Consider the following 26,592-nt stretch of genomic DNA (forward strand, 5'->3'; position numbering starts at 1 on the left):
TTAAAATATTTGTATTTTTAAAGTTTTAATGATTACGAAATATTTATGAGTTTACTATCTCTGGTTGTTGCTGGAGGGTAAGTCAGTTGTTTGGCCATTAATAACATTCCGGGAGTTTGTATTGGGAATTTCATACTTAGGGACGTTAATTGTCCGGCCAGATATAGCCAAGCTTTTATGGATACTTGCATTAAGTAGCCTTATAAATAGCGTGCACTCTTTTACAGCTGAAGCGGATCAAGCGAAACTGAGGATCGGCTATAATGAAAATTCATCCTATCCATATTTCTTGGGTGAAGGGGGGAAGCCAGCAACACCCCCGGGTGTTTCTATTGATATTTTGAATAAAGTCGCTAGCGATCTGGATTTTGATATCGAGTATATCAGACGTCCTGGCCGACGTATTCTTAAGGAATTAAAAGAGAATAATCTGGATGCAGCTTTTATCTTTTCCTACAAGCTTCAACGAGAGGAGTTTGGCGTTTACCCAATGAAAAACGGCAAGCCTGATGGTGAGCGTCGACTGGCAGTTTTATCCTACGTTTTATATAAGATGGCTGATTCAAAGTTAGAGTGGGATGGTGAGAACTTTCTTAATTTAGAGGGCGCAATCGGCGCTAATTCAGGTTATTCCATCGTCGCAGATTTAAGAAAAAAAGGTATTAAAGTCGAAGAAGCGAGGTCACCAAAGAATAATTTTACCAAGTTAAAACGCGGACGCATTGATGGTGTAGCTGATCAGGGAATAGTGGCGGATGCATATCTTCGTAAGAATAACTTGGATGATATTGTGAAGGTGTCTCCACCGATTGCGACAAAAGACTATTTTTTAATATTCAGCCATGAATTTTCAAAATCGAACCCGGATTTGCGAGACAAAATATGGCAAGCCATTGCTGAAAACAGAGAAGAGTTATCAGAACAATTCATGCCCCGTTATCTTGAAGAGTATCAATTTCAACCAAGCACGAATTAATCAAGCTAATTTCATGCATTTTATGAAGCTTCAAGTTTTTCCTGAGCTTCCAACCATTGCGTTTCTGCTTTTGTAAGCTCTTTCTCTATCTTGGCCAGTTCCTTTGTCAGTTCTAACTGTCTGGAGTTGTCTCCTTCATAGAGTGAAGGATCGGCCAGTTCTTTTTCAAGCTTGTCTTTCTTTGCTTGAAATTTTTCCATCTTTTGTTCAGCAAGGCGAACGGCTTTTTTTAGGTCACCTCCGGCAGCTCTGGCTTCCGCTGCTGCCCGACGTTTGTCTTTTTTGCTCATGTTCTTGGCGCGGGGCGCATCATTATCTTGATTAGCCTCGCTGGATTTTCGAGAATTCTGGCGTTCTTTACGGCGCTGTTCCATCAGGAGGCGCTTATAATCTTCCAGATCTCCGTCGTATGCCCGCACATCACCATCTGCAACGAGCCAGAAACGATCAGCGGTAAGTTCGATTAAATGAGGATCGTGTGAGACCAATACGATGGCACCTTCAAAGGCATTCATTGCCTGAACAAGGGCTTCTCTGGAATCAACGTCCAAGTGGTTGGTTGGCTCATCCATAAGCAGGATGTGAGGAGCGTCTCTGGTCGATAGAGCAAAGAGCAATCGTGCTTTTTCCCCACCTGATAGCTTGCCAACTTTTGTTGATACGTGATTTACGCCAAAACCGAACCGCCCAAGTTGAGCTCTCACTTTTGATTCCGGGGTCCCCGGTTTCATCAAGCGAGCCATCAATGTGTAAGGGGTGGCATCCAGATCAAGTTCTTCTGCCTGATCCTGTGCAAAATAGCCGACTTTGAGTTTGGATGACTTGTACAGTTGGCCTTCTTGAGGTTCCAGACGTCCGGCAAGAAGTTTAACCAAGGTGGATTTACCATTCCCGTTTGCACCAAGTAATGCAATTCGATCTTCCATGTCCAAACGAAGATCTAACCCTTTAAGGATAGGTTTGCCTGGCTCATATCCAATATCTACACGATCAAGATTGATGAGTGGTGGTGCAAGCTCTTCAGGTGATGGGAAATCAAAGGCCAAAGTGCTGTCTTCTGCTACAGCGGCAATAGGCTGCATACGCTCCAGCATTTTGACGCGGGATTGAGCTTGTTTGGCTTTTGAGGCCTTGGCTTTAAAACGATCGATGAAGCTCTGAATGTGTTTACGCTGTTCTTGTTGTTTAGCATGTTGCGCTGCTTGATGTTCCAGACGTTCCCGACGAACCTGTTCAAATTGATCATAATTTCCTGTGTAGGAATTTAGTTGAAGATTTTCGAGGTGAATGATCTTGTTCGCAACATTGTTTAAAAGAGCGCGGTCATGAGAAATAAGTAACAGTGTCCCCGGGTAATTTTTAAGATAGCTTTCCAGCCAGATGGTTGCTTCCAGATCCAGGTGGTTGGTTGGCTCATCCAAAAGCAGAAAGTCTGGTTCTGCAAAAAGCAAACTAGCCAAGGCCACACGCATTTGCCAACCGCCAGAAAGGGCGGAACAGGGTTGTTGCTGTGCTTCTTCGTTAAAACCCAAACCCGCGAGTATCCGTGCTGCTCTACTAGGCGCTGTATCGGCTTTTATATCCACAAGGCGCTCGTGAACTTCAGCGATACGCATAGGATCTGTTGCCGTGTCAGCTTCTTTTAGAAGTTCTGTCCGCTCAATATCAGATAGAAGAACGGTATCAATAAGACTGACATTCCCAGACGGAGCTTCCTGCGCAACTTTCCCCATTTTGGTTTTATTGGGAACGTTGATATCGCCTGATTCTGAAGGAATTTCCCCAGAGATGATTTTCAGCAGGGTTGTTTTACCCGTGCCATTACGGCCAACAAAACCAACTTTGTCGTTTTTATGTACGGTGGCAGAGGCTTCCTCGAAAATCGGGCGGCCTACGATGCGATATGTTAGATTATTAATATGTAGCATGTGCGCTTAATATCACCGAAGCGAGGCTGTGGTAAGAGTTTTCTTGAGGAATGTTTCTAAAATAATAATGAACTGATCTTGTCCCTCCTTTTCTATCGGTAAAATTTGTTTTTAACCGGCGGAATGAGGGAATGTGTTCCCTGCATAACTGCTAACACAGAGATGTCATGTAATTACAGTTGCCCCAAAGCATTTCTGGCTGTATAAGGCCGCCAAACGATTTCCATTCTTTATCTAAAGTAGGAGTGCCTGACATGGCTCTTGAGCGTACTTTCTCTATCATTAAGCCCGATGCCACCAAGCGTAATCTGACTGGTAAAATCATTGCCAAGTTTGAAGAAGCTGGTCTTCGCATCGTTGCGTCCAAGCGTATTCACATGAGCCGCGAGCAGGCTGAAGGTTTCTATGCTGTTCACAAAGAGCGTCCTTTTTTTGGGGAGCTCGTTGATTTTATGATTTCCGAGCCAGTTGTTGTTCAGGTTCTTGAAGGCGAAAACGCGATTGCTAAAAACCGCGAAGTTATGGGTGCAACAAACCCAGCCGAAGCTGACGCAGGTACAATCCGTAAAGAGTTCGCCCTTTCAATTGGCGAAAATTCTGTACACGGTTCTGATGCTCCAGAAACAGCAGCTGAAGAAATCAAATATTTCTTCTCAGATGCTGAGTTGGTTGGCTAATAGCCTTTCCGGCTATATGAGATTTGAAGGGAAGCTTTGGCTTCCCTTTTTTGTGGGAAAAATACCGGTTCTTCACTCCTTACTTTGTATGCGTTCAATTTGTCCGCATTCAATTTTCCGGTCGGCAAAAATTAAGTGTACTCTTCACGTTAGTTTGATCATTCTTATCTCGCGACATAACTGATCTGTCTGGGTTAATGTTTTTCGTGCACTTTTAAACGGCAGCAGTCGATATAGCTCTTTGGTAAGGTCCCATGATTGATAATGTGAAATCTCTTTTTGATATTCCTTCTGATATTTGTTTTCTGAATTGCGCTGCGCAGTCACCCATGTTGAAATCGACCAGAATTGCTGGCGATGCTGGATTGGCGATCAAAGCAAATCCCTGGACCCTTAATCCGGATTTCTGGGATGCTCGTTCAAATGAGCTGCGGGAAATTTTGGCACGGATGATCTCGGTTCAAGCGAACGATGTCGCGCTGATACCTTCTACGGCCTATGGCGTTGCCACGGCGGCAAAAAATCTATCGTTGGATAAAGGACAGGATATTGTTCTACTCGAAGGTCAATTCCTATCCAATGTTATTGCATGGGAACAAAAAGCGCTGGCTTGTGGTGGCGAATTGAATGTTGTTAAACGTCCTGTTGATTATGATTGGACACCTCATGTTCTTGAGGCAATATCAGAAAAAACGGCAATTGTTGCCTTGCCACCGTGCCACTGGACTGATGGTAGCAAAATAGATCTGGTGACAGTTGGGAAACGCTGTCGGGATAAAGGCGCGGCGCTGGTTGTTGATGCCACCCAGGCGGTGGGCGCTATGACAATTGATATTAGGGCTATCCAACCTGATTTTCTAATTTGTTCTTCTTATAAATGGCTTCTGAGTCCTGTTGGATCTGCCTTCCTCTACGCTGCGCCCAAGTGGCAAGAGGGAGAGGCCATTGAACATTGCAAATTCAATTGTGATGATGTTGATCCTTCTTCGGGAATGCATTTGCCGAAGGTTGGTGCGTTGCGTTTTGATATGGGGGGACGCAATAATTTTATTCTTCTTTCAATGGCTTTGGAAGCAGCGAAGCAAGTCAGCAAGTGGGGGCCGGATGAGATTCAAAAAACACTAAGGCCTATGACAGATCTTGTCGCAGAGATGGCTGTGAAGAGGGGCTGGAAAGTTCCGGTTGGCGAAAATAGAATAGGTCATATTATTGGTATCAGTTTTCCAAATCAAAAAATTGATAATCTGGCGAAAAAGCTGGCAGCTGAAAGCGTTTTTGTCAGTGAAAGAGGGGCCGGTATTCGCGTGTCGCCTTATCTCTACAATAACGCAGATGATATCAAGCAGCTCTTTGGGGCGCTTGATCGTTTTGTTGGTGTGTAAAAACAGGCAATAAAAAAGGAGGCTGAAAAGCCTCCTTGGTAAGTTCAAGTAAACTTAAACCAGTGTTACTGCCATTAGACCAAGTACGATCATAATTGCGATAACAGAATATGTGGAAACCTTTGTAAAGCTTTCCCAACCGCGTTGGCGTTCAGCCGTTAGTTCTTCGTTTGTCATTGACGTGTGATCCTCTGTTCCACAAATATCCTATATCTGACCAGAGGCCAAATTCAGAACGACTTTATCAAAGGTTGCCACATTTTCAAGCCTGAACTGGTTTTCATAGGAACAGTTGGTAATGTTTTGTCTTTCTTTATCCTGATACAAATGTCTTTTGATTTATCAAGTTGAATGTTTCAGGGTACTTTTAGATACCTCTGATTATTCCTGTTTTCCTGCCAGTAAGAAGATATAAGAAGAAAATCCATGCGTGCTGCTTATTATGAAGAATTCAATGGCGATATAAAAGTCGGAACCCTGGCTGATCCAGTCCCGCCAATTGGTGGTGTTGTGCTTGAAGTCAAAGCCAATGGTGTTTGCCAGAGTGACTGGCACGGCTGGGTGGGGCATGATGGTGCAATCACAAACTTTCCTCATGTGCCTGGGCATGAATGTGCAGGAACAATTGTTGCGGTAGGTAACAGGGTTACAAGGTGGAAGAAGGGGGATGAGGTTATTGTTCCCTTTAGCTGTGGTTGTGGGGCTTGCCCGTCCTGTGCAAAGGGCAACGAGCATATATGCGATGACGACTTTCAGCCCGGATTTACGGGCTGGGGTGCCTTTGCGCAGTATATGGCTGTCGAATATGCAGATGTTAATCTGGTGGCTTTACCTGACCAACTTGATTATGTGGTCGCGGCAAGCTTGGGTTGTCGTTTCATGACAGCCTTTCGCGGTGTGGTGAGGCGTGGAAAAGTTGGACCTGAACAATGGGTGGTAGTGCACGGGTGTGGCGGTGTCGGATTGAACTCCCTGATGATCGCTCGTGCGTTGGGGGCAAGGATTGTTGCCATTGATGTAAATGATCAGACCTTGGAACAGGCAAAATTATTAGGCGCAGAATGCGTAATCAACGCAACAGAAGTTGATAATGTTGTCGAAGCCATTTTGTCTGTTACCAATGGTGGTGCAGAAGTTTCAATTGATGCGCTGGGATCACCTGTAACAGCTTATAACTCCATAGCCTGTCTCGCGAAGCGTGGGCGGCATGTCCAGATTGGTTTGGCTGCGGGTGAGCATAAGGATATGAATATTCCGATGAATTTGGTCATTGGTCGAGAGCTTGATTTGCTTGGAAGTCATGGGATGCAAGGACACCAATATGGGCAGATGCTGGATATGATCATCAAGGGTGAATTGGCCCCTGAAAAGCTCATTGATCGTACCGTGGACTTGAAAGAAGGGGTTGATGTCTTGATGAATATGACAACGACGTCGCCAAGTGGCGTTGTTGTGATTGATCGGTTCTAAAGTTTTCCAAAAACAACTACAATATGTGAGGTAAAATAATAAAGCCTCGCAGACTTGCTGAAGTTGCGGGGCTTTAATGAGGAGCAATCTGTTATGTAATGGCGAAGCTGCCTGACTTAAGGATTACAGATTATGTCTTTTGTTGTTTTTGGTGCTTCTTTGAAAGCGAGCTTGTTACCTGAAATTGTGATGTTTTGTTCAGCGATGAGCTTCAAACATTCAGGATAAAGTTTGTGTTCAGCGGTAAGAACGCGGGCGGCCAGACTGTTTTCCGTGTCGTCGGGGAGTACGGGCACAGCTGCCTGACCAACAATGGGGCCGCTATCCATTTCATGACGAACAAAATGAACTGTACAGCCGTGAAGTTTGCAGCCTTCATCCAAAGCGCGTTGATGCGTATCAAGTCCGGGAAACAGGGGTAAGAGAGCGGGGTGGATGTTGATCATCCGGTTATGCCAATGTTCAACAAACTCTTTTGTGACCAGACGCATAAAGCCTGCTAAACAGACGAATTCAACGCCTGAATTTTCCAAGGTTTCCGTAACAGCACTATCAAAATCAAGGCGGCTTTTATAGACGCGATGATTTATGGTTGCTGTGGCGACGCCAGCTTTTTTTGCGCGGTCCAGTCCTGCAACATTTGGTACGTTAGAGACAACCAATACAATTTCAGCAGGGAAAGATGGGTCTGCTGCGGCATCTAAAAGAGCCTGCAGATTACTTCCCCTGCCAGAGATCAGAACGCCAACTTTTAAGCGGGCCACGTTTCTGCGAGCCTTTCAATCTGAACGGCTTCTTCGCCTTCATTGCGTGTTTCTATTGTGCCAAGAGATACGACTGTTTCCCCTTGAGCCTGTAGAATGCCGGTTACTGCTTCAACCTTGTCGGCTGCAACCACAACGGCCATGCCAATACCACAGTTGAATGTGCGCATCATTTCATGTTCATCAATGCCGCCGACCTTTGCAAGCCAGCTAAAGACACGTGGAACAGGCCATGAAATTCCGTCTATTGTTACGCCCAGACCTTTTGGGAGAACCCGGGGGAGATTTTCGACAAATCCACCACCTGTGATGTGGGCAAAGGCTTTAACGCCTTCACCATGAGGGCCAAAGGCACGAATAGCCTCCAAGCAGCTTTTTACATAAATACGTGTTGGGGTAAGCAGTGCTTCGCCAAGGGTTACGCTATCCTGGAAAGGTGCAGGATCACGGTATTTCAGCCCGGAAATCTCAACAATCTTACGAATGAGAGAGTAACCGTTAGAATGTGGACCACTTGATGCAAGACCAAGTACAACATCGCCGTCTTTCACCAAGTCACTAGTCAATGCTTGCCCACGTTCAACAGCGCCGACAGAGAAACCGGCGAGGTCGTAATCGTTGTCGCTGTACATACCCGGCATTTCAGCAGTTTCGCCGCCGATTAATGCGCAGTTGGAAAGTACACAACCTTCGGCAATTCCAGCAATGATATTGCGACCTGCTTCGACACTCAGTTTGCCGGTTGCATAGTAGTCGAGGAAGAACAGGGGCTCGCCGCCTTGTACAACAAGATCATTTACGCACATGGCAACCAAGTCGATTCCCACGGTATCATGTTTGTTTGCCTCAATAGCGACTTTTAACTTTGTACCGACACCGTCATTACAGGCAATGAGAAGAGGATCAGTAAAGCCTGCAGCTTTGGGATCGAAGAAAGCGCCAAAGCCACCTAAACCAGCCATGGAGCCAGAACGAGTTGTTGATTTTGCAAGGGGTTTGATGGCTTCAACAAGCTCATTTCCTGCGTCGATATCAACTCCGGCATCCTTGTAGCTCAAGGAATCAGGATTATTAGGGATGGTACTTATGGTATCCTCCTGTAACTTCGAGTATTAATGTACTCAAGTGTCTGAACCTGATAATAATCCCGGATCATTTCTAGCCGGTTAATGACACCGAGCCGTTTAGGCTAATTCTAATGAGGTTGTTGTCTCATAGAATAGTCATAGTTCGAGGTTATTATCAGGTTCAGATATTACCTAATACATTCGGTATTGGGCTCTGTAATTTGGGAAGATACTTAATCCGGGATGGTTTGCAATGCGGTTTCGCCGCTTTTTCTATAAGACAGCGTTTCTAGCTACCTTTTTTACGCTCTCGACAGGGCTCTGGCATTCACCAACTTTGGCGGCTAACGACGTTTATACCGTTCATGGTATCGCCGTTGATGCGACGGCAAGCTCTGTGATTGAGGCGAAAAAAGTTGCGTTAAGTCAAGGTTATGAAAAGGCTTTTCGTGCTCTGGTGCGTAAGCTTGTGCCTGAACATGATCATGCAAAAGTGCCGAAATTGAATTCAAAAGATGCACTGAACTATGTGCTGGATATATCGTTATCTGCAGAACGGTCATCTTCTGTTCGCTATATCGCAAATATGACTGTGCGCTTTAAAGAATCGCAGACTCGGGCACTTCTTCGTAATTCCGGCGCGGCAATTGCGGAAACTGTGAGCAAGCCCGTTTTGATTATTCCCATTGAAAAAAGCGCGGGCTCTAATCTGTTATGGGAAGATCGCAATCAGTGGCGAACAGCATGGGGTGGTGTTGGGGCCAGTAATGGTCTTGTTCCGTTGACGATGCCATTGGGCGATCTGGATGATCTTTCTTTGGTGGATGCCAAGGGGGCTTTGGCTGGTAATAAAGGATTGTGGAAGCTAGCTGCAAAATACGGCAGTAGTGATGTTTTCCTGTCTATTGCTGAGATTACGAATGATGGTGCGGCTGCGAATCTGTCTGCTGTTCGGGTTGGACGTTTTGGAGAAGGGCGGCGTTACCAGCTTAGTGTGACCAAATCAGAAGGTGAGTCGACGCAAAAAATGTTGCGGCGAGCAGCTCGGTCACTTGATAATTCCCTCCAACACGATTGGAAACAGGCAAATTTATTGCAGTTTGGTGTCGAGCGCTGGATACAGGTTGAAGTGCCAATCGCAGGATTACAAGACTGGGTGCTTGTGAATAACCGGCTGCAGGGTGTTCCGGCGATCAACAAGGTTAAAACACGTTCTATCAACCGGACACAGGTGAATTTAGATGTTTATTTTGCCGGGGATGAACGACAGTTGTCATTGGCGCTGGCGCAAAAGGATTTGGCGTTAGTGTTGAATGAGCGGAGCATTTGGGAATTACAGATTTTAAACAGACCTCGGGCTCAGCAGGGATTGAACCTGCCAGCACAAACGAACAATCAGGTTCTGGCAACGGAAGAAACTGTTGTTGATGAAGTGGTTGTTCCCGAACAGGAAATCAATCTTGGTTCAGAGACAGTAGAATAAGATCTCAAAGGCTTTGTTTGCAGAGTACTTTTCTATGAGTGTATTTTAAGAGATTACAGTTCTTTGCCAGGGCAATAGAATTATCAGGGGGATCAGATGACAGCCGAACGACAAATTAGATTCTGGCTTATTGGACTGGTTGTATTCTTGCTATCAGTCTTTGTGCTGAGATCTGTCCTGTTGCCTTTTGTCGCTGGGATGGCAATTGCCTATTTTCTTGATCCTGTATGTGACAAGCTGGAAGATATTGGCTTGTCGCGCATGCTGGCGACCACGGTTGTCACTATTGCATTCTTGTTAATTCTTATTATTGCTCTTGTCTTACTTGTTCCGGCTTTGATCGGGCAGATTGCCGATTTGATCGAAAGCCTGCCAAAGCTTGTGGAAGCTGTTCGGGGGCAGATGAGTAAGTTGCTTTTGATGATTGAGGATCGTGTCGATCCCGCAAGTGTTACCAGTCTTAAAGAAGCTTTTGGGGATAGCCTGAAATCTGTGACGAAATGGCTTTCTCGTTTTGCTGGTAGCCTGATTGACGGCGGTGTGGCATTTGCCAATTTGGTTTCCTTGCTGGTTATCACGCCTGTGGTGACATTCTATTTGCTAAGGGATTGGGATAAAATTGTTGCAAAAGTGGATAGTTGGCTTCCAAGACCACAGTTGAAAACAATACGTCGACTGGCAAAAGAAGTTGATGAAACCTTGGCTGGTTTTATTCGAGGACAAGGAACGGTTTGCCTTGTTTTAGGCGGATTTTATGCCGTCGGGCTCAGCCTTTCAGGTCTTAATTTTGGTCTTGTTCTCGGAATGGTCGCTGGTCTGCTTTCCTTTATTCCCTTTGTCGGATCTATCATAGGTCTGATTCTATCTGTCGGGTTGGCTTTTTTTCAATTTGATAGCTGGGGGCCGATTGCACTTGTCGCCGGGGTCTTTTTTGCCGGGCAGATTCTCGAAGGTAATATTTTAACGCCAAAACTGGTTGGTGAAAAAATCGGCCTGCATCCTGTGTGGGTGATTTTTGGTTTGTTGGCTGGTGGTGCCTTGTTTGGCTTTGTCGGCATGCTTTTGGCCTTACCTGTTGCGGCTGTGATTGGTGTGGGGGTTCGTTTTGCGTTGAGTGAATATATGGACAGTCGTTATTATTATGGTATCAATCATCCTGAGGATCTTTCTGGGGAAGATTCTCAAGAGAATTTACCTGAATAACGAAGTAAATAAACGGCTTACATCTTAAATGGATAGTTCACAGCTACCGCTAGATCTTGGACATCGTCCTGCACTTGGACGCGAAGATTTCCTTATTGCACCCTGCAATGAGGTTGCGGTTGCATGGGTGGATCAATGGCCGGATTGGCCCGGGCATGCGCTGGCTTTTTATGGGCCATCCGGTTGTGGAAAAACGCACCTTGCGCATGTCTGGCGCACAGAAAGTGCAGCTGTTTTTGTCTCGGCTAGAGACCTGTTGAAACTGGAGCCTACTCAGCTTTTGAAAAAGCAGGGTGGATGTATTCTTGATGATATTCAAGATGAGCTAACACGGGATACAGAACTACAGCGCAAACTTTTTCACCTTTATAACTATGCCCGGGAAGAGTCTGGTTATCTGCTTTTTACCGGGCGGGAAGCGCCAGCAAGATGGGATGTTTCGCTGCCTGATTTATCTTCACGGTTGTCTGCGATCCCATCGTTCGAGATGGGGGCTCCCGATGAATTCCTGTTTGAAGCACTGTTGGTAAAGCTTTTCTATGATCGCCAACTGACAATCTCGAAAGAAGTTTTGAGGTTTCTGGTCTTGAGGTTGGACAGATCATTCCAGGCTGCACGCGATATCGTCTCGGTTCTAGATCAGGAGTCTCTGGCATCGCAACGCGAAATTACGATACCTTTTATAAAATCGGTTCTAGGTCCTAAAAGCTGAGTTCATAGTAGAATATGGCTGAGGTCGATGAGTATTATTTTACTAAGAGTGCTTCGATCAATTTCAAGGCATCCGTTCCCAAATTTGCACCGGATAATATGGATACATGGCATGGGATGATCATATCAGGTGATGCTATCCTAATTTGCTGAGTTAGCCAATCAAAATAAACTTGCCGATCTGCGATGCCATAGCTCGGAAATGTACCAAGTAATTCAGGCTGTTCTGCGTATTGCTCTTTCGTAACTTTCGGACCGCAAAAGGCATCTGTTACAATCCAGGAAACTTGATTTTTGTGAGATGTTTTTATCCATACCTCACCTGTTTTTAAACCGGGAGGTTCAACAAAAGATGCTGGGTCGGGTAGGGAGAGCTCTAACTCTTCTAACGAACTGAATGACAGAGAGGTTAGTTTTTCAAGTCTCGGCTTTGCGTTTTGTGTACAACAAAGCTTTGCTTCTGGGAAAGCTTTGGAATATTCCTCAAGCCCTTTATTGTGATAATGATTTGGTGCCAATAGATGAGTCACTTCTCCTAGTGATTTAAGACTCTCTTTCACTGCAATTCCTAGACCTTGTACAGGGCTATAAAGGCACAGTTTATTGGAGGGCAGTTGGATCGCAGAGCAACGCAAGGCTCCTTTTGTTGCGATGTAAACCCCTTCAATTTCATTGACAGCTTCAAAAACAGATAACTCTTTTCCCATATCTCTATTGGCTCCGTAGAAATAAAAGAAAGATGCAGATAAGTTTTTCAAACCAAATAAGTGCGTGGTAATTCTCAAGCCTGTTCATCATGGCAATTCTCTGAGGTACAATGGGGGCACATTTGAAGATAAATCTTCTATCTAATCAAAAGGAGGGTTTTCTTGTTAGCGTCTTGTATTCTTTTCTCAAAGTAAAGTTTTCGTTATTTAGCGAAGGTGTATTAAAAGAGATCGCGTTATAAATAGTTGAAGGTATTTATTCGCCAGGATAGTAAATTTTTTCTAGTCCTGTATTTATTTTTGTTAGATCTGTCCAATTCTCAAGATTGCTTTTGAGGATACCGAAACCGGCAGGGGGTAATCCGCCATAAACTCTTTGAAGTGCTGTACGATCAGAACTTGGGCCGCTTATATCGAACAAGAACTGGCTAAGTCCCGGATTATGTCCGACAAGTAGAGCGGTCTCATGTTTGTTGGATAGTTTGGCCAAGTTCCTGAGTATGATTTGAGAGGGCGCCAGATAAAGCTCGGGGATGCGTACTAATTCGATGCCTCGATCAAGTATGCTGGGGTCAAGTATGTCTGAGTCAAGTATTTCAAGAATAATCTCGGAAGTTTCTATCGCACGTATAGCCGATGAGCTTATAATTATGGACGGTGGAACATCTTTAATCTTCTGTCCCAGCCAGTAAGCTTCTTCCCGACCTTTTGTTGTCAGGGGTCGATCCCTATCCTGTTGTTCTTTCTGTGCGTGATGGGTTGTTGCGTGACGGGCGAGGTAAATTTTTTTCATATGACAACTCAAGTATATTACGAGCTAGTTTTCTATGGACTATTGACTATACTACATAAATAGCCAGATATACTTTTTACAATTATTTTACTGTATTTACGTAAAATTTTTCATCCACAACTCAGGAGACATTTATGACCGCTAAGGCAGCTCAAGAAGGTAAAAGAGCAGAAAGCTCTCAGCAAGAGAGTGAAGTATTGTCTATTGCGGCTGATTCTCCGAACAGATTTATCAACAGAGAGTTGTCCTGGATTGCGTTTAATGAGCGCGTTCTGGAAGAAGCAGATAATCCATCGCACCCATTGCTAGAACGTTTACGGTTTTTGTCTATTTCGTCTGGCAACCTGGATGAGTTTTATATGGTGCGTGTCGCTGGTCTGATGGGACAGGTCAATGCCGGCGTGACCTCACGCAGTCAGGATGGCTTAAGCCCGGATCGTCAGTTAAAGGCCATTGATGCGCAAGCTGCAAAGCTGATGCATCGTCAGCAGTTAATCTGGTCATCTATAAGGCAAGAGTTGCGACAGGCTGATTTTGATCTTCTCAGTGTGGATGAACTGACAGATCAGGATAAAATCTGGCTGGAAGAGTATTTTCAGGATCAGGTTTTTCCGATCCTGACACCAATTGCCATTGATCCTGCCCATCCTTTCCCCTTTGTTCCAAACCATGGGTTTTGCATGGTGTTGGAATTGGAAGACGCACAGGACGATAAGTACATCAATGGCCTGATTGCCATGCCTCATCAGCTGAACCGGTTTATCCGGATGCCTGGAGAGCACCATCGTTTTATTCGTTTGGAGCAGGTAATTCGCCTTCATTTGTCGCAACTGTTCCCGGGTTTTGATGTGATCAGTGTCGGGCATTTCAGGTTGCTTCGAGATAGTGATATTGAGATTGAAGAAGAGGCGGAAGATCTTGTCCGTGTCTTTGAAAGTGCGCTTAAACGCCGCCGTAGAGGGAGTTGTATCCGTCTTTCAATCGATGCCAATATGTCGGAAAATCTGCGTGCCTTTGTAACGAGGGAGTTGGATGTTGATCCAGACAGAATGTTTGTTCTCGAAGGACTTCTCGGGCTTGTGGATACAAAGCGATTGATTGTGAAAGACCGTCCTGATTTGGTTTTTCAACCTTATACGCCAAGATTTCCAGAACGTATTCGGGAATTCGGTGGTGATTGTTTTGCCGCGATCCGGGAAAAAGATTTGCTGGTGCATCACCCCTACGAAAGCTTTGATGTTGTTGTTCAGTTTGTTCGTCAGGCGGCAAAAGATCCGGCAGTGGTGTCGATCAAACAAACCCTATATCGAACCAGTGAAGATTCTCCCATTGTTAAAGCGTTGATCGAAGCTGCTGAACGCGGCAAGACCGTGACAGCCTTGGTGGAGCTAAAGGCAAGGTTTGATGAAGAGCGTAACATCCGCTGGGCGAGAAACATGGAACGCGCGGGTGTTCAGGTCATTTATGGATTTATCCAACTTAAAACCCATGCGAAATTGTCGCTTGTCGTCCGTCGCGAAGGCAAGAAGCTGAAATCATATGTTCATTATGGGACGGGTAACTATCATCCTATTACAGCAAAGGTATATACGGACCTGTCGTTTTTTAGTTCTGATCAGGCCATTTGCCGGGATACAGCAAAGCTATTTAACTACATTACCGGTTATGCCAAACCGCTCCCGATGGAGAAAATTGACTATGCACCACTAACATTCCGGGAACGGTTGTTGCAGCATATTCAAAGAGAAACAGAACTGGCCCAAGAAGGTAAACCAGCCACGATCTGGGCCAAGATGAATGCGCTTGTTGATCGTCAGGTTATTGACCAACTGTACAAGGCTTCGCAGGCCGGGGTGTCTATTGAACTGGTTATTCGAGGTATTTGTTGTCTGCGCCCTGGGGTTCCCGGCTTGTCGGAAAATATCTGTGTGAAGTCGATGGTTGGTCGCTATCTGGAACATGGACGTATTGTGATTTTTGGGGATGGCCACACAATTCCATCCAGGAAAAATAAAGTCTTTATTTCATCGGCAGATTGGATGCCAAGAAATCTTGATAGACGTGTCGAGAGCTTTGTGCCTATTGAGAACCCCACTGTTCATCAGCAAGTATTGGAGCAAGTTATGATTGCGACATTGAATGACACGGCTCAATCTTGGGATCTGCAATTTGATGGTAGCTATATTCGTAAAGAAAGATGCGAGGACAGTTTCTCTGCCCACAATTACTTTATGAACAACCCTTCTCTGTCAGGGCGAGGGACCTCGTTGAAGGATAAGAGATCAACGCCGCGATTGAAGCGGCTTTTATAGAAATTTAAGCTGTCTTCTCTCTTTTGCGGGTTCTGAACTGATATTACCGCATTTAATTTGGGGAAGTGAATAGTTCTTTTGGCGGTTCAATTTCCATTGAACGATCAATATTGATTATCGTTTCCGGGCTGTGTTTGTTCTTTAGGCGACGGAGTTTGTAATTTACGTGATAGGTGCCTGCCGGCAGGGGGAGGTTTCTACTATAGAAAAAGCCTCTGAGCCCTTGTACGGAGCTCTTCTCTATCTCGTCACTCCGCTGATATATATCCCCGTCAGGTAACAGAATTTTCAACTCTTCCATGTCGCCTTGGCGAATGCCCCACAAGCTGACCCAGAAATAGAATTCTTTGCTTTCCGCAGGGAAAGTGTTGATTTCAACTTTCTGTGTATCCAGCTCTTCATAATCCGGGAAGTGATCGGAAAAGCCTGTGCGGAAAACACCAGCATCTTTGTAACCAAGTTTGGCATTGGCCTCGGCTGACCAAAAAGAGCGTCCTGTTGCGGCCTGATCACAACCTTCACTACCGGTCATACCTGTAAAGGGATCAATGTTTTGCCCCCTGTAAGAAAGGTGGAAGTGCAAATGAGGGAAGCTGGTTGATCCGGACAGACCGACCAGTCCTAGAAGTGATCCTTGGGCAACTTCCTGCCCGGGTTTGACGATGACGCTTCCTTGGCGCAAATGTCCGTAATGTGTTCGCCAGCCATTCCCATGGTTAATAACAACAGAATTGCTGGGCTTGGGGGCCAGTCCTCGGGATGATTTTATTTCTTGTTGGTTGAGGGCACGATCTGGAATCCCGTCTTTTATAATTTCAATTTTACCCTTTGCAGCGGCAAGAACGGGAAAGCCACTTTCTTTCCATTCCGGAGAGCTTACTCTTATATCGATCCCTTTGTGTCCGTTATAGGTGAGGATACCACAGGTATGGTCAAGGGCCTCGGGACCAGGGGCATAGTCAAAATAATGCTGAATAAAACAATCGCTGTCGGTGTCACAGGCAACAGGAAAGGCAAGCAAAGGCGCTGGCGGTTTTGATGGGGCAGCGTATGATTGGGAAAGCGCAAGAAAAGGGATGCTGGCATAAAAAAAACCAACACATGCGGTAGCGCGATAGAGCATACCAGCAAAACCAAACCCATTGCAGAGGTGAAAAGTGATTCTCTGCAGTTTAGCCGAGATCCTCCACGACAAGCTTGCCATCCTTGATGCTAAGAGCAATAAGACCTTTTTTGAGCCGAAGGGCTTTATCGCCAAAGACTTCCCGTCGCCAGCCAGATAGGGCGCGGACATTGGCGTTATCATCTGCTGCGATTTTTTCCAGATCACTGCTGTTGGCGATGAGCTTTTGGGCGACATCAAATTCATCGCAGCACTGTTTGAGCAAAACTCTCAACAGATCAATGATCGCGGCAAGTCCATTATTCGGAATGTGACGTTCCTTAGGCTTAGGGCAAGCGTCTTTAGGAAGGTCCATTGCGACCTTAACCGAGGTCAGGATTTCCTTGCCAAGTCGCCCATCAGCCATATCAACAGAAACACCGCGGGTCTTTGAAAGTTCCTTGGCATTCGTTGGACGATTAGATGCAATATCATATAGCTGTTCGTCTTTAACCACTCTGCTACGAGGGGTGTTGCGTCGTTGGGCTTCGCGCTCTCGCCATGCGCCAAGCTCTTTCAGAATCGCAAGATAACGACGATCATTTGATCTGGTTTTTAGTCTGAGCCAAGCCGTATCGGGATCCTGACGGTACGTTTCGGGATCTTCCAGAATGGCCATTTCTTCGGCAAGCCAGTGTTCGCGTCCGCTTTTGTCGATCTGCGCGCGTAGCTTGGCATAGATATCACGCAGGTGTGTTACATCTGAAATGGCATATGATATCTGTTTAGGTGTCAGAGGGCGCTTGGACCAGTCTGCAAAGCGTGCAGATTTGTCAATTTCCACGTTCAGCAATTTACGCGCAAGATTGTCATATCCAATCGAATCGCCAAAACCACAGACCATGGCGGCCAACTGTGTATCAAACAGCGGGGCGGGGACTTCATCCATGAGAAGACAAAAAATTTCCAAATCCTGACGGGCGGAATGAAAAACTTTCAGAACCGCGGGGTTTCTCATTAAATCAAACAGGGGCGTCAGATCAATATCAGGCGCCAACACATCAACTGCTGCAAAGTTGTTGGCGTCCGCGAGCTGCACAAGACAGAGTTTGGGCCAATAGGTCTGATCCCTTAGAAACTCTGTATCAACGGTTACGACATCAGATTTTGCCAATTCCAGGCAAAGATCTGATAGTTCTTTATTGGATGTAATCAATGTCATGACGCGAACTATACGTGCCTGATCCCCGCTTAGAAAGGTGAATATGGTTAATAAGTAAAATCCGCGTTTGAAGAGGCAGATATCTGTATAATTTGCTACTTGTAAAAAATATTTGCCCACTTTCTCTAAAGTTGAGGCGCAAAACCTTGACAAATTGCCAATCTGATGCCTTTTTCCAACGGAATAATTTATGATTTTGGCAGCGGCGCGGGATTCAATTTTTACTGAACTTGAAAGTTCTCGGTTTTAAATTGTTCTGTACACAGAGTTGCTAGATCGAGACAGCTATAATACCAAAGGAAATACTGATGCATCCTTATCGTTCCCATAATTGTGCTGAACTGCGCCTATCTGACGAAGGCCAGCAGGTTCGCCTCTCTGGTTGGGTTCACCGTAAACGTGACCACGGTCAGCTTCTATTTGTCGATCTACGTGATAGCTTTGGTATTACACAGTGCGTTGTAGATGTTTCAAGCCCGCTTTTTGAAAAGCTGGAAAACACTCGTGTTGAGTCAGTTATTACCGTAACTGGCGAGGTTATCAAACGTACCCCTGAAACTGTGAACGACACCCTTCCGACTGGTGAAATTGAAGTTCGGGTTCGTGAGCTTGAAATTCAATCCCGTGCAGAGGTGTTGCCACTACAAGTGAACTCTGACGAAGACGCTGGCGAAGACACGCGATTGCGTTATCGCTATCTTGATCTGCGTCGTGAAAAGATGGTCAAGAAGCTGAAACTCCGGTCTGGTGTTATTTCTTCCTTGCGTCGCCGGATGATTGAACAGGATTTCATGGAGATCCAGACACCAATTCTGACGGCATCCAGCCCGGAAGGAGCACGTGACTTCCTGGTACCAAGTCGTATCCATCCCGGTAAGTTCTATGCTCTGCCACAGGCCCCGCAGATGTTCAAACAGCTGTTGATGGTTGGTGGCGTTGATCGTTATTTCCAGATTGCCCCATGTTTCCGTGATGAAGACAGCCGTGCAGATCGTTCTCCTGGTGAATTTTATCAGCTCGATTTTGAAATGAGCTATGTGACACAGGACGATGTATTTAATGCTATTGAGCCTGTGCTTTATGGTGTATTCGAAGAGTTTGCCGAAGGACGCGAAGTTTCCCCTTATCCGTTTGTGCGTATTCCTTATGCAGAAGCAATGGCTAAATATGGCTCTGATAAACCAGATCTGCGTAACCCGATTATCATTAATGATGTAACGGAAGCTTTCCGTGGTTCAAGTTTTGGTATTTTTGCCCGCGCTATCGAAGGCGGTAACGTTGTTCGTGCTATTCCTGCACCGGGTACAGCTGGAAACCCACGTAGTTTCTTTGACAAATTCAATGATTGGGCGCGTAAAGAAGGTGCCGCAGGCCTTGGTTACATTATCTATGATAATGAAGGTGTGCCTAAGGGACCAATTGCGAAGAATCTTGATGAAGAACGTCTTGCCCAGATCAAAGAAATTGCTGGTCTTGAAAATGGCGATGCAGTGTTCTTTGTTTGTGATAAAGAACTCGCAGCGGCGAAATTCGCAGGCCATGTTCGTAACAAGCTAGGTGTCGATCTGGAACTTCTGGACAAGAGCGTCTTCAAGTTCTGCTGGATTGTTGACTTCCCAATGTTTGAGCTGGATGAAGACACGGGGAAAATTGATTTCAGTCATAACCCCTTCTCTATGCCTCAGGGGGGAATGGAAGCACTGGAAACACAAGATCCATTGACCATTAATGCGTACCAGTACGATATTGTTTGTAATGGTATTGAGCTATCTTCCGGGGCGATCCGTAACCACCGTCCTGACATCATGTACAAAGCTTTTGAAGTTGCAGGCTATAGCAATACAGATGTGGAAGAGAGCTTTGGTGGCATGCTGTCAGCGTTTAAATTTGGTGCGCCTCCACACGGCGGTTCCGCACCGGGGGTTGACCGTATGGTGATGATGCTGGCTGATGAACCGAATATTCGTGAAGTGATTGCTTTCCCGATGAACGGTAAAGCTGAAGATCCGCTTATGCAGGCACCAGCCGAAGTTGACGAAGATCGTTTGCGTGAATTGCACATCAAATTAGATCTTCCATTGGAAGATACAGACGAGAGCTAAATCTCGGCATCAATTCTTATCTTAATTGGGATTGGTAAAACAAAGGTCGAATCGCCCTGTTTTATAAAGCAGGGCGGTTTTGACTCGTGGTGGTTGTGAATTAGAGATAAATACCTCAGCTTGGAGTCGAAAATTAGATAAAATTTGACCTTTTCCGATATTTTCCTTGCGCTAAGAATCCAAATGACTCATGATTCTCAAAAGCTTATCGTTATTCCTGGGGGGAATATCATGCGAAAAATTTTTGTTGCTTCGACACTTGCTCTCGCATTGGGTGGTTGCGCGTTGCCTCCTGCTGTTGGCGTTGCGTCATTGGCAGTTGATGTTGCAAGTTACTTTTTTAGCGGGAAAACACTGACTGACCATGGAATTTCTGCGATAGCACAACAGGATTGTGCTCTCATCCGTTTGATGGAAGGTGATATCTGCGACGAATATGTTGACTTTGAAGTTGCGGATGCAACCCTATTACCTCTTTCGCCTGTTGATGAAATTGAGATTGCTGCTGTTTCTGATCTGGAAACTTCAATTAGCTATTTTGCTGAAGATGCACAGCTAGGGGCAACAGATCCGACAGAAGTATCTGCTTATTCCGAGGAAATAGCGATTATCGATGTGCAAACAAATCACTTGCAACCCAAGAAGGATTTTCTTGACGATCAAGTGGCTGAAATATTTGATAATGCTGAATATCTTGCCGATGAGTTGAAACCTATCGGATTTGACGGTTAGATACTGTAGCTTTCGAGTTTATCCCAAAAGAAAACGCCTGGAAATTCTTCCGGGCGTTTTCTTTTGGGATCGAAGATGAGAAAAAACTAGAACTAAAGAGTTCTTTTTTCGATGTATTTGTTACCGAGGTGACAGGCAATACGGTTGCCTTTGTTATGGTACATGGATTTGTCTGCGAGGTGCAGCAACTGGTTCGGGTTGGTGCCAGCTGCATAGTTCTCGTATCCGACACTGACGGACACTGGAATTTCATGTTGTCCCCAACGAACAACAAGTGTGTTCAAAATTTTATTAAGTTTACCAATAATGGCTTCAACTCTGTCTGGAGCGGTATTCGGCATCAGGATCGCGAATTCATCTCCGCTAAGGCGTGCAATGTAATCACTTTTGCGGCAGTGCTTAACCAATGTTTTTGCAACTTTTTTTAACACACAATCGCCTGCCATATGACCATAGCTGTCATTAATTGCTTTAAAGTGGTTCATATCACAGATAACCAAGACGCCCTTGTCTCCGGTTCGGGATGCACGACTGAGCGTACGGTCCAGTTCATGCTGAAAACCACGACGATTAAGGAGATCTGTGAGTTCGTCTGTAATCGAGAGATTTTCTAAATAGCGGATGCGTTCGTGCTGCTCGGAAAGGGTCTGTTCTGCAAGGGCAGCAGCCTCTAGCAATTCGATAACTTGTTTGTCTGATATACGTTTGTTTTTACTGGGTTGGGTATAAGCTATGCGCCGTAGTCGAAACATAAGGTTATCCCGGTCAGCTGAAAGCTTTATATCATCGCTTTTATCCAAAGCTGAGGGGTATAAAGAACCTGATCCGTTAAATGCATCCGTATATGTCACGTTCGCCACCATTTCCTATTAAAGAGAACGGTGTTAGTTCAGCAAATAATATGCCAGTTATTTTCTGGTGGGTTAAGTGATTGTTTTTATATGGACATTGTTTTTTGTTGCCTGTTTTATTCTTTTTGTTGTGCAACTTTTACCAATAAATTTCACAGAAAAAGTAAGACTGGGTAAAAAGTGACTAGTGGGGTTGCTGTCAAAGAAAATGCCTCAATGTCGCCTGAAATGATATGTATTTAGAATAGGTCCTACAGCTCAGTATTGATTTGTTAAATTTTAGAACTGGATTTTCTTTTATGTGTAAATGGCAGAAAAAAGTAATTGGTATATCAGCTTCTGCAGCGGTTTTGTTGTTTTCTCAGATCAGCGTTGCAGGACAGAGCTCTATCGATTTACTTCTGCATAAAGCGACTTATGAGCTGCGTTTGAATAGCTCTTATCAAGGTGCGATTAGTAGCATGGGTGGGCAAATAGAATATGACCTGACAAGCGACTGTCGTGGATGGTTGATGACAAACGAGCTTGAGATGAACCTTGTCTATAGTACAGGGCAAAGTATGCAAATGGATTTGAAGATTAATACCTGGGAAGCTTTGGACGGAAAGCGTTATCGTTTTACCGTCTTACAGGATGGCAATCTATCTGGTAAAAGCCGTTATATTGGAAAATCTTCTCATGAAAAGCCAAAGTCAAATTCTGGGACAAATGTTTTAGCTGAAATTACAGAGCCAGAAAAACAAAGTGTAGAGCTGGGTGATGTGATTTATCCATCTGCCTTTTTGAAGGATATTATCCTTGCTGCGCAAAATGGTGAAACAGCACTAAACCGCACCGTATTTGACGGTACAGCAGAGCTTGATGCTTTTAAGGTATCTGTGATTATTTTACCCAATACTGACGAGGACGACACTTCTGAATTAGAGGGCAAGGCGTCGTGGAAAGTTTTCTTGGCATTCTATGATTTGAAATCCAAAAGCACCCTACCAACCCAAGAGCAGACACTCACTCTTTATGAAAACGGTGTTGTATCTGCGATTGATCTGGATTTTGGTGATTTCTCGGTCAAAGGTAAACTAACAGGGCTTGAAGTTAATAGTTCTCCAGAATGTGGCTAATTAAACGGAACCTCATGGATCGTTATTTTTCATTATCCCTTTTGCTCATTTTAGTAATGCTTTGGTACGAGCGCCCTTTTTGAATGCTGTCTTTGCCCAGCTTATTACGTACTTGATCCAGAGCAGCTTCAACTTTTTTGCGCCTTTCTTTTTCTGGGTCGAGTAAATCCTGAGGATCTGCAAAATCTGGAGATACAAGATCGCTACCGCCAACCCCTATTAAGCGGAAGCGTTGCCCATTACATTGTTCTTTTAAAAGGGGAAGTGTTGTTTGATAAATCTCTTCGGCAAGCTGTGTTGGGGCAAATGCTTTTCGGCTACGGGATATTTGACGGAAATCACCTGTTTTGAGTTTGAGGTTAATTGTCTTTGCCGCGAATTGTTTGCGTTTCAAGTTGCTTGAAACATTTTCACATAATCGCCAAAGGATCACAGAGAGTTCCTCAAAATCACTTATATCATCGTTAAACGTCGTTTCATTGGAAATGCTTTTTGTGGGGGATTTGGGGTTTACTGTTCTTCCGTCATGCCCTCGGATAAAGTGGAATATCCTCTGTCCCATTTGACCATATTTTTTCATTAACTCTTCTTCGCTGTAGGGAAGGAGATCCTTTATTTGTCTTAGGCCGTCTTGATGAAGCTGCCTCTCGAGGCTTTGGCCGACACCCCAAATAAGACGTACGGGCTGTTCTTTTAAAAAGTCTTGTGTATTGCTGTGACCCAGAACAGAAAATCCGCGCGGTTTGTCCAAATCAGAAGCGATTTTTGCCATTGATTTATTATAGCTAAGGCCGATCGAAGCTGTGATGCCGATTTCATCTTCTATTTTTTTGATGAGTTTGGCCAAAGTGATGGCAGGACAATGACCATGCAACTTTTCCGTTCCAGACAGGTCTAAAAAAGCTTCATCAATTGAAAGAGGCTCTACAAGAGGGGTCAAGTCCTGCATCATAGCCCGAACTTTCAGGCCTTCTTCCTTGTACTTGTACATATTGGGTTTGACGACGACTGCTGTCGGACAGGCTTTGAGAGCTTTGAACATTGGCATGGCGGATTTGACGCCATATAGACGGGCGAGGTAACAAGCGGTTGAAACAACACTTCTTTTTCCGCCGCCTATAATAACAGGCTTGTCTTGCAGTTCTGGATTGTCTCTTTTTTCCACGCTGGCATAGAAGGCATCACAGTCTATATGCGCCATTGTCAAACTCCCGAGCTCGGGGTGGCTTATGATGCGTGGTGAATGACAGCTTACACAACGAACCGACTTTTTGTTGTAAGCTGGTGTTTCTTCACGCCAATGAAAACAATCTCTGCAAAGGTCGGGCATAAGAAATGACGTTTATTTATTGTTCTTATTTTATACTCTTTATGTTCTATTCTTGGCAAGGTTTTCTCCAAAATTTTATCAATACGAATTATTGACGAGGTGAAGTGTGTAAGAAGGGAAATACTTGCGAAGTTGAGATTGAAATTTTTGTGATTCTAGTAAGTTAGCTGGTCAAAAAATGTATTTATTAAAAATTTTAACAATATTTCCGTTACCATATGTTAACTAAAGTTGAGTAGTGTGGCATTCAAGGGTATTGTTTCAGTGATCATGGTTAACCACCTGAGACATTTAATGAAGCGCATTGGGCTCTCCATGTGTTTTTAGGAGGCATCGGCAGGAAACATCTATGCAGACTAACAAAGAAAAAACTGTTCTTGTTGTCGAAGATAACGAACTGAATATGAAGCTGTTCCACGATTTGCTGGAAGCTCAAGGCTATAACATCCTTCAATCAAAAGATGGTATGGAAGCACTTTCGATAGCGCGTACACATAAACCCGATTTGATTTTGATGGACATTCAGCTACCTGAAGTATCAGGTCTGGAAGTGACCAAATGGCTTAAAGAAGATGACAACCTTCGCGCTATTCCTGTCATTGCGGTGACGGCCTTTGCCATGAAGGGGGATGAAGAAAAAATCAGAGAGGGGGGATGTGAAGCCTACATTCCAAAACCAATCTCTGTCACAAAGTTTTTAGAAACTGTCGAAAGATTCCTGAACTAAGGTATTTTACGCCAGTTTTGTTTTTATAATATTGAAAGAGTGCAGCATTTATGGCGGCAAGGATTCTGGTCGTAGACGATATACCTGCTAATGTCAGGCTTCTAGAAGCGAAGCTGATGGCAGAGTATTTCGAGGTAATAACTGCTTCAGATGGACAATCTGCACTGGAAATCGCAGCTAAGGAAATGCCGGATATCATCCTTTTGGATGTGATGATGCCTGGTATGGACGGGTATGAAGTTTGTAGCCGTTTGAAAAGCGATCCCAAGATGCGCCATATTCCTGTCGTTATGGTCACTGCTTTGAGCGAAGTGAGTGACCGGGTTCGTGGACTTGAAGTCGGTGCAGACGATTTTCTGACTAAACCACTGAACGATGTTGCTCTTTTTGCACGTGTAAGATCGCTCGTCCGTCTTAAAATGATGACAGATGAATTGCGTGTTCGCCAAGAGGCTTCTTCCCGTTTTGATTCTCTGGGGGGCGATGAGGCTGACGAAGAAGAAGCCGTATCCAATGCAAACATATTGTTGGCGGAAACAAATGATTTAACTGCCAGCAAAATTATTAATTTCCTGACCGAGTTGGAGCATAGTGTCGATCATTCTCGAGACCCGCGTGAAGTTGTCGAGCTTGGACAAGAAAAATCATATGATCTCTTTATCGTAGCGCTTGATCTGGGGGGGGAAGACGGATTACGACTTTGTTCTCAATTGAGAGCTCATGAAGAAACCAGGCATGTTCCAATTCTTTTGGTTCTGGAAGAAGAAAACCTTTCTCAACTCGCCAAGGGTTTGGATATTGGTGTGACGGACTATCTGGTCAAACCAATAGATCCAAATGAGCTGCGCGCCCGGTGCAAGACTCAAATTAAACGCCGTCGTTATCATGATCGTCTAACTGACATGCTGAAGAAAAGCGTTGCTTTGGCATACACAGACCCACTTACCGGTGTCTATAACCGCCGTTATATGAATGCGCATTTGGATCGTGCGATTATGGAGATTGCGGAAACCGCTAAACCTGTATCAACGCTAATGTTTGATATTGATCACTTTAAACAGGTCAATGATACTTACGGCCATGGCAGTGGTGATGAAGTTCTGAAGGTTTTAGCGAAACGGGTATCAGACGCGGTTCGTGATTTTGATATGCTTGCACGATACGGTGGTGAAGAGTTCGTTGTTATCATGCCCAGTGCTTCATCCGAACAGGCTTTTACCGTTGCAGAACGGCTTAGAACGCGAGTCGGGGACACACCTATAGAAGTTCCGGGGTCACCGGAGCCTTTAACGATCACAATATCTGTCGGTGTTGCGACAACCTCTGACCCCATGGAGATGGCTGACAGTCTTTTGGCGCGTGCAGATACAGCGTTATATGATGCAAAGTCTATGGGGCGTAATTGTGTGTGTATAGAGCATTCAAGCCAAAGTAATCCTGGCCAGAGCGTTACGATCTAACAATAGTACTGTAAACAGAATATAAGTGATGATGATTATCAAAGATTGACCCGTCCTGAAATATGTTGACGGTTTTTAAGTTATAGCCAGCTGTGTATTGCAGCTGGCTTTTTTGTGCACCTGTTCAGGTGTTTTCATACCCAGGCTCAAGTGCGGTCTGAGTTGATTGTATATTGTAATGGACTGAGCAACCAGCTTCTTCAGTTCAGCCAAGGTTTTGCATTTATAGAGCAGGAACTCTTGTTTGAGGATCCCGTTCACTCTCTCAGCCATTGCATTCTGATAGCAATCATATCCATCTGTCATAGAGGGTGATATCTTTTGTTGGGCTAGGAGTTTTTGATACTCACCAGAACAATATTGCAGTCCGCGATCAGAATGATGAATAGCAGGTTTATCTGTTCTTCTCTGTGTCATTGCCATCTTCAACGCCTTGATCACATCGCTTGTCTTCATTTCATTACTGACTTCATAG

At 44.8% G+C, this 26,592-nt stretch carries 24 protein-coding genes; 13 read left to right on the forward strand and 11 right to left on the reverse strand.

Annotated elements, in window-relative coordinates:
• The first annotated feature begins 121 nt into the window (after positions 1-121).
• The gene (locus tag D9A03_RS06345) at positions 122-976 is read left to right on the forward strand and encodes an ABC transporter substrate-binding protein (protein WP_162937996.1); all 855 of its coding nucleotides are present in this window, start codon (positions 122-124) and stop codon (positions 974-976) included.
• A 20-nt stretch (positions 977-996) separates the two neighbouring features.
• On the opposite strand, the gene D9A03_RS06350 is transcribed toward D9A03_RS06345, so the two are convergent.
• Positions 997-2,904: an ABC-F family ATP-binding cassette domain-containing protein gene (locus D9A03_RS06350; RefSeq protein ID WP_120496343.1), complete on the reverse strand. Its 1,908-nt coding sequence runs from the start codon at positions 2,902-2,904 to the stop codon at positions 997-999.
• 254 nt (positions 2,905-3,158) lie between these two features.
• Here D9A03_RS06350 and ndk point away from each other — a divergent pair, with 254 nt between their 5' ends.
• Together ndk and D9A03_RS06360 are read left to right on the forward strand one after the other, a co-directional pair.
• A complete protein-coding gene (ndk, locus tag D9A03_RS06355; protein WP_085900674.1) occupies positions 3,159-3,581 on the forward strand; it encodes a nucleoside-diphosphate kinase in 423 nt (140 codons plus the stop codon).
• A gap of 254 nt (positions 3,582-3,835) precedes the next feature.
• Positions 3,836-4,963, forward strand: a complete 1,128-nt coding sequence (locus D9A03_RS06360; protein WP_120496344.1) for an aminotransferase class V-fold PLP-dependent enzyme — start codon at positions 3,836-3,838, stop codon at positions 4,961-4,963.
• 54 nt (positions 4,964-5,017) lie between these two features.
• On the opposite strand, the gene D9A03_RS06365 is transcribed toward D9A03_RS06360, so the two are convergent.
• Positions 5,018-5,140, reverse strand: a complete 123-nt coding sequence (locus D9A03_RS06365; protein ID WP_120496345.1) for an aa3-type cytochrome c oxidase subunit IV — start codon at positions 5,138-5,140, stop codon at positions 5,018-5,020.
• 249 nt (positions 5,141-5,389) lie between these two features.
• Between D9A03_RS06365 and D9A03_RS06370 the strand changes: the two genes are divergently transcribed.
• The gene (locus D9A03_RS06370) at positions 5,390-6,433 is read left to right on the forward strand and encodes a zinc-dependent alcohol dehydrogenase family protein (RefSeq protein ID WP_120496346.1); all 1,044 of its coding nucleotides are present in this window, start codon (positions 5,390-5,392) and stop codon (positions 6,431-6,433) included.
• Between the two features lie 116 nt (positions 6,434-6,549).
• On the opposite strand, the gene purN is transcribed toward D9A03_RS06370, so the two are convergent.
• Both purN and purM read right to left on the reverse strand, forming a co-directional pair.
• Positions 6,550-7,197, reverse strand: a complete 648-nt coding sequence (gene purN / locus D9A03_RS06375; protein WP_120496347.1) for a phosphoribosylglycinamide formyltransferase — start codon at positions 7,195-7,197, stop codon at positions 6,550-6,552.
• A complete protein-coding gene (purM, locus tag D9A03_RS06380; RefSeq protein ID WP_120496348.1) occupies positions 7,185-8,255 on the reverse strand; it encodes a phosphoribosylformylglycinamidine cyclo-ligase in 1,071 nt (356 codons plus the stop codon). The genes purN and purM overlap by 13 nt, the downstream gene beginning before the upstream one ends.
• A 262-nt stretch (positions 8,256-8,517) precedes the next feature.
• Here purM and D9A03_RS06385 point away from each other — a divergent pair, with 262 nt between their 5' ends.
• The 3 genes from D9A03_RS06385 (at position 8,518) to D9A03_RS06395 (ending at position 11,662) form a co-directional block, all read left to right on the forward strand.
• Positions 8,518-9,747, forward strand: a complete 1,230-nt coding sequence (locus tag D9A03_RS06385) for a DUF2066 domain-containing protein (protein ID WP_120496349.1) — start codon at positions 8,518-8,520, stop codon at positions 9,745-9,747.
• 96 nt (positions 9,748-9,843) lie between these two features.
• Positions 9,844-10,950, forward strand: coding sequence for an AI-2E family transporter (locus D9A03_RS06390; protein WP_120496350.1), 1,107 nt, complete (start codon positions 9,844-9,846; stop codon positions 10,948-10,950).
• A 28-nt stretch (positions 10,951-10,978) separates the two neighbouring features.
• The gene (locus D9A03_RS06395) at positions 10,979-11,662 is read left to right on the forward strand and encodes a DnaA ATPase domain-containing protein (RefSeq protein WP_120496351.1); all 684 of its coding nucleotides are present in this window, start codon (positions 10,979-10,981) and stop codon (positions 11,660-11,662) included.
• 34 nt (positions 11,663-11,696) lie between these two features.
• Here D9A03_RS06395 and D9A03_RS06400 read toward each other — a convergent pair whose 3' ends face one another.
• On the reverse strand, positions 11,697-12,368 hold the full coding sequence (locus D9A03_RS06400; protein WP_120496352.1) for a hypothetical protein: 672 nt from the start codon (positions 12,366-12,368) through the stop codon (positions 11,697-11,699).
• Positions 12,369-12,624: 256 nt separating this feature from the next.
• Positions 12,625-13,161, reverse strand: coding sequence for a histidine phosphatase family protein (locus D9A03_RS06405; RefSeq protein ID WP_120496353.1), 537 nt, complete (start codon positions 13,159-13,161; stop codon positions 12,625-12,627).
• Positions 13,162-13,295: 134 nt separating this feature from the next.
• Between D9A03_RS06405 and D9A03_RS06410 the strand changes: the two genes are divergently transcribed.
• Complete coding sequence (locus D9A03_RS06410; protein WP_120496354.1) at positions 13,296-15,473, forward strand: RNA degradosome polyphosphate kinase; 2,178 nt, start codon at positions 13,296-13,298, stop codon at positions 15,471-15,473.
• Between the two features lie 52 nt (positions 15,474-15,525).
• On the opposite strand, the gene D9A03_RS06415 is transcribed toward D9A03_RS06410, so the two are convergent.
• The gene (locus tag D9A03_RS06415; RefSeq protein WP_162937997.1) at positions 15,526-16,668 is read right to left on the reverse strand and encodes a M23 family metallopeptidase; all 1,143 of its coding nucleotides are present in this window, start codon (positions 16,666-16,668) and stop codon (positions 15,526-15,528) included.
• Positions 16,646-17,797, reverse strand: coding sequence for a ribonuclease D (rnd, locus tag D9A03_RS06420; protein ID WP_120496407.1), 1,152 nt, complete (start codon positions 17,795-17,797; stop codon positions 16,646-16,648). Before rnd ends, D9A03_RS06415 begins: the two co-directional genes overlap by 23 nt.
• 308 nt (positions 17,798-18,105) lie before the next feature.
• Between rnd and aspS the strand changes: the two genes are divergently transcribed.
• Positions 18,106-19,899: an aspartate--tRNA ligase gene (gene aspS, locus D9A03_RS06425; protein WP_120496356.1), complete on the forward strand. Its 1,794-nt coding sequence runs from the start codon at positions 18,106-18,108 to the stop codon at positions 19,897-19,899.
• A gap of 231 nt (positions 19,900-20,130) precedes the next feature.
• A complete protein-coding gene (locus D9A03_RS06430) occupies positions 20,131-20,631 on the forward strand; it encodes a hypothetical protein (RefSeq protein ID WP_120496357.1) in 501 nt (166 codons plus the stop codon).
• Between the two features lie 92 nt (positions 20,632-20,723).
• Here the strand turns inward: D9A03_RS06430 and D9A03_RS06435 are convergent, their stop codons facing one another.
• The gene (locus D9A03_RS06435; protein WP_162937998.1) at positions 20,724-21,482 is read right to left on the reverse strand and encodes a GGDEF domain-containing protein; all 759 of its coding nucleotides are present in this window, start codon (positions 21,480-21,482) and stop codon (positions 20,724-20,726) included.
• Between the two features lie 299 nt (positions 21,483-21,781).
• Between D9A03_RS06435 and D9A03_RS06440 the strand changes: the two genes are divergently transcribed.
• Positions 21,782-22,600, forward strand: coding sequence for an EipB family protein (locus D9A03_RS06440; RefSeq protein WP_120496359.1), 819 nt, complete (start codon positions 21,782-21,784; stop codon positions 22,598-22,600).
• A gap of 22 nt (positions 22,601-22,622) precedes the next feature.
• Here D9A03_RS06440 and D9A03_RS06445 read toward each other — a convergent pair whose 3' ends face one another.
• Complete coding sequence (locus D9A03_RS06445; protein ID WP_120496360.1) at positions 22,623-23,930, reverse strand: DNA polymerase IV; 1,308 nt, start codon at positions 23,928-23,930, stop codon at positions 22,623-22,625.
• Between the two features lie 349 nt (positions 23,931-24,279).
• On the opposite strand from D9A03_RS06445, the gene D9A03_RS06450 reads away from it, so the two are divergent.
• Both D9A03_RS06450 and D9A03_RS06455 read left to right on the forward strand, forming a co-directional pair.
• A complete protein-coding gene (locus D9A03_RS06450) occupies positions 24,280-24,657 on the forward strand; it encodes a response regulator (protein ID WP_046507735.1) in 378 nt (125 codons plus the stop codon).
• A 50-nt stretch (positions 24,658-24,707) separates the two neighbouring features.
• The gene (locus tag D9A03_RS06455) at positions 24,708-26,117 is read left to right on the forward strand and encodes a PleD family two-component system response regulator (RefSeq protein ID WP_120496361.1); all 1,410 of its coding nucleotides are present in this window, start codon (positions 24,708-24,710) and stop codon (positions 26,115-26,117) included.
• Between the two features lie 75 nt (positions 26,118-26,192).
• On the opposite strand, the gene D9A03_RS06460 is transcribed toward D9A03_RS06455, so the two are convergent.
• Positions 26,193-26,592, reverse strand: a 400-nt coding sequence (locus tag D9A03_RS06460) for an integrase core domain-containing protein (protein WP_162937999.1), incomplete at its 5' end; no start/stop codon positions are given.

Source organism: Kiloniella sp. EL199 (assembly GCF_900313065.1).
Lineage (GTDB): Bacteria > Pseudomonadota > Alphaproteobacteria > Kiloniellales > Kiloniellaceae > Kiloniella.